Raw genomic sequence first — 3,926 nt, 5'->3', positions numbered from 1 at the left:
AGGGCAGCAACGGCAACGCGACCAGCCTCCTCGAGCTGACCGTCACCGGCTGACGGCCACCGCCCGCATCCACCTCCCACCTCTCACCTCCGGGAATCCCCCTATGCCTCGCAACTCCTCGACCCGCAACCTGCGGGCCGGCGCCCTGGCCACCGTCCTCGCCGCCGGCGCCCTGACCACCCTCGCCACGCCCCCGGCCGGCGCCGTGGTCGGCGACGCGGCCGCCAACGACACCTACGCCTACACCGCGCACCTGGCGATCGGCGACAACCTGCGGGCCTGCACCGGCACGCTGGTCGACCGCAGCTGGGTGCTCACCGCCGCCTCCTGCTTCTCCGACGACCCGGCGCAGCCGCAGGCCCTGGCGGCCGGCAAGCCGAAGTGGAAGACCACCGTCACGCTCGGCGCCAAGTCGGCCGAGGTGGCCGAGCTGGTGCCGCGCGCCGACCGTGACCTGGTGATGGCCCGTCTCGCCACGCCCGTGGACGGCATCGCCCCGCTCGCGGTCGCCACCGCCGCCCCGACCGCCGGGCAGAGCCTGCGCGTCGCCGGTTTCGGCCGGACCAAGGACGAGTGGGTGCCGAACAAGCTCCACACCGGCGCGTTCACCGTCGACACCGTGAGCGCGACGGGTGTCGCCACCACCGGCACCGGCGGCGCCTCGATCTGCAAGGGTGACACCGGTGCCCCGGCGATCCGTGAGGTCAACGGCAAGGCCGAGCTGGTGGCCGTGGCCTCCCGCTCGTGGCAGGGCGGTTGCCTGGGCACCCCGGCCACCGAGACCCGTACCGGCGCGTTCAGCTCCCGCGTCGACGACATCGGCGGCTGGGTGCAAGAGGTGCGGTTCCGTACGACGGAGGTGACGGCCGGCCTGCACGTGCAGGTCATCGGGTCGGACACCAAGCTGTGGGACACCGTGGCCGACTACAAGGCCGGCAGCTGGCTCGGCAAGTGGTCGCCCGTCCCGAGCGGTGCCCTCTCCGCCGTGGACTCGGTGGCGATCGGCGACACCGTGCACGTCTTCGTCGTCGGTTCGGACGGCAAGGTCTACACGCGTGACGGCAAGGTCGGTGGCTACTGGACCCCGTGGGCCGAGGTCCCGGGCGGTGCGGTCGGGGTCAAGGGCATCACCGCGTCCGCCCGCGGCAACACCGTCGGCCTGCAGATCATCGGCGTCGACGGCTCCCTGTACAGCACCCGGGGCGACTACACCGCCGGCCGGTGGGTCGGCTCCTGGGAGCTGGTCAGCGTCAACAACCTGAAGGCGATCACCAGCGCGACCACCGCCGACGGCGTCGGCCACGTCTTCGTCATCAACGAGGACGGCAAGGTCTACACCCGCGACAACCGGCCCGACGGCAGCTGGACCCCGTGGGCCGAGGTCCCGGGCGGTGCGGTCGACGTCAAGGGCATCACCGCCGCCGCCCGCGGCAACATCGTCGACCTGCAGATCATCGGCTCCGACGGCTCGCTCTTCAGCACCAACGGCAACTTCGACCTCGGCCGCTGGGACCCCGTCTGGACCAAGATCAGCGACAACCACCTGAAGGCGATCACCAGCAGCGCCGAGGGCAACGTCATCCACGTCGTCGCCATCAACGAGGACGACAAGGTCTACAACCGCGACGCCGACTACAACGCCGGCCGGTGGACCCCGTGGGGCGAGGTCCCCGGCGGCGCCACCGGCGTCAGGGCGATCACGGCCGCCACCACCGGCTGACCCCGACCCGCACCGCACCGCGTCCCGCCGGACCGGCCGCCGTCCGGTCGCCGGTCCGGCGGGACACCACCTTCTCGTCACTCCTCAGGGGGGAATTCCTGATGTCCCGTAAGTCCCAGTTCCGTTCCCGTCGGGCGGGTGTGCTGGTCGCGGCCGCCGCCGCCGGCACGCTGAGCGCCGTCTCTCCGGCGGGTGCCGTGGTCGGCCCCGAGGCTGCCGACAACACCTACACCTCTACCGCCCGTCTGACGATCGGTGACAACCTGCGCGCCTGCACCGGCGCGCTGGTCGACCGCAGCTGGGTGCTCACCGCCGCCTCCTGCTTCTCCGACGACCCGGCGCAGCCGCAGGCCCTGGCGGCCGGCAAGCCGAAGTGGAAGACCACCGTCACGCTCGGCGCCAAGTCGGCCGAGGTGGCCGAGCTGGTGCCGCGCGCCGACCGTGACCTGGTGATGGCCCGTCTCGCCACGCCCGTGGACGGCATCGCCCCGCTCGCGGTCGCCACCGCCGCCCCGACCGCCGGGCAGAGCCTGCGCGTCGCCGGTTTCGGCCGGACCAAGGACGAGTGGGTGCCGAACAAGCTCCACACCGGCGCGTTCACCGTCGACACCGTGAGCGCGACGGGTGTCGCCACCACCGGCACCGGCGGCGCCTCGATCTGCAAGGGTGACACCGGTGCCCCGGCGATCCGTGAGGTCAACGGCAAGGCCGAGCTGGTGGCCGTGGCCTCCCGCTCGTGGCAGGGCGGTTGCCTGGGCACCCCGGCCACCGAGACCCGGACCGGCGCGTTCAGCTCCCGGGTCGACGACCTCGCCGGCTGGGTGAACCAGGTGCGGGTCTCCCGTCCGGCCAGCCGGCTGTTCGCGATCGGCGGCGACAGCCAGATCTGGGCCAACGAGGGCGCGTACACCACGAACGTGTGGGGCACCTTCGAGGCCGTACCGAACAGCGGCGGCGTCCGGCAGGTCAGCGCCGTCACGATGGGCGACAAGGTGCGCCTGTTCGGCATCGGCAGCGACCAGCGGATCCGGACCACCACCAGGGACGCCTCCGGCGCCTGGTCGCCGTTCGAGGTCGTGCCGGGCAACAGCGGCATCCGGCAGGTGACCGCCGTCGCCATGGGCGACAAGGTGCGCCTGTTCGCCATCGGCGGCGACGAGCGCATCTACGGTGCGGACGGCGACTACGCCGCGGGCACCTGGAGCGCGTTCTCGCCGCTGCCCAGCAGCGCCATCAAGCAGGTGACCGCCACCGTCGTCGGCAACACCGTGCGCCTGTTCGCGATCGGTGGCGACGGCCGGATCTGGACCAGCACCGGCGACTACACCGCCGGCACGTGGAGCACCTTCGAGGCGATCCCCAGCAGCGGCATCCAGCACATCGCCGCCACCACCATCGGCAACACCGTGCGGGTGTTCGCGGTCGGTGCCGACAGCCAGATCTGGACCACCGACAGCACCGGCAACGGCCCCTGGACCACCTTCGAGAAGGTGCCCGACGTCCTCGGCGTCAAGCAGGTCGCCGCCACCACCATCGGCGACACCATCCGCCTGTTCGCGATCGGCACCGACGCCAAGATCTGGACCGCCGACAAGAAGGCCGACGGCAGCTGGACCACCTTCTACGAGGTCGCCAGCAGCGCCATCCAGGGCATCGCCGCCACCACCGGCTGACCCGGGTCCCGTACCCGTGCCCCGCGGGGGCCGTCGGCGCGAGACCGACCGCCCCCGCGGGCTCCCACCCACCGACCCGAAGGGGAGTCCCCATGTCCCGCAAGTCCCAGCTCCGCCCGCGGCGGGCGGGTGTGCTGGCAGCCGTCGCGGCCGCTGCCGCCGGCGCGCTGACGACCTTCGCCCCGGCCGGCGCCGTCTCCGGCGGCGCCGCGGCCGACACCACCTCCGCCACCACCGCGCGGATCGTCATCGGCGACAGCCTGCGCGGCTGCACCGGCGCGCTGATCGACCAGTACTGGGTGCTCACCGCCGCCTCCTGCTTCGCCGACGACCCGGCGCAGCCGCAGGCGCTGGCGGCCGGCAAGCCGAAGTGGAACACCACCGCCACCGTCGGTGCCAAGTCGGCCCAGGTGGTCGAGCTGGTGCCGCGCGCCGACCGCGACCTGGTGATGGCCCGGCTGGCCGTGCCGGTCGACGGTGTGACGCCGCTGGAGGTGGGCACCTCGGCGCCGACGGCCGGGCAGTCGCTGCGT

At 73.0% G+C, this 3,926-nt stretch carries 3 protein-coding genes; all 3 read left to right on the top strand.

Annotated features, from left to right (window positions below; all coding sequences use genetic code 11):
- Positions 1-103: 103 nt before the first annotated feature.
- Positions 104-1,720 carry a trypsin-like serine protease gene (locus tag AE652_RS43090; RefSeq protein WP_053112054.1) on the top strand — a complete coding sequence of 539 codons (1,617 nt, stop codon included), beginning with the start codon at positions 104-106 and terminating at the stop codon, positions 1,718-1,720.
- 101 nt (positions 1,721-1,821) lie between these two features.
- Positions 1,822-3,393: a trypsin-like serine protease gene (locus AE652_RS43085; protein WP_159028440.1), complete on the top strand. Its 1,572-nt coding sequence runs from the start codon at positions 1,822-1,824 to the stop codon at positions 3,391-3,393.
- A 92-nt stretch (positions 3,394-3,485) separates the two neighbouring features.
- The coding region (locus AE652_RS12735) for a trypsin-like serine protease (protein WP_049651422.1) at positions 3,486-3,926 on the top strand (441 nt) is incomplete at its 3' end.

The sequence above is a fragment of the Kitasatospora sp. MY 5-36 genome, assembly GCF_001182915.1.
Lineage (GTDB): Bacteria > Actinomycetota > Actinomycetes > Streptomycetales > Streptomycetaceae > Kitasatospora.
This window is presented reverse-complemented; position numbering and strand designations above follow the sequence as displayed.

Coding starts and splice junctions, on each gene's coding strand:
- AE652_RS43085 (WP_159028440.1), top strand. CDS start 1,822: ATGTCCCGTAAGTCCCAGTTCCGTTCCCGTCGGGCGGGTGTGCTGGTC.
- AE652_RS43090 (WP_053112054.1), top strand. CDS start 104: ATGCCTCGCAACTCCTCGACCCGCAACCTGCGGGCCGGCGCCCTGGCC.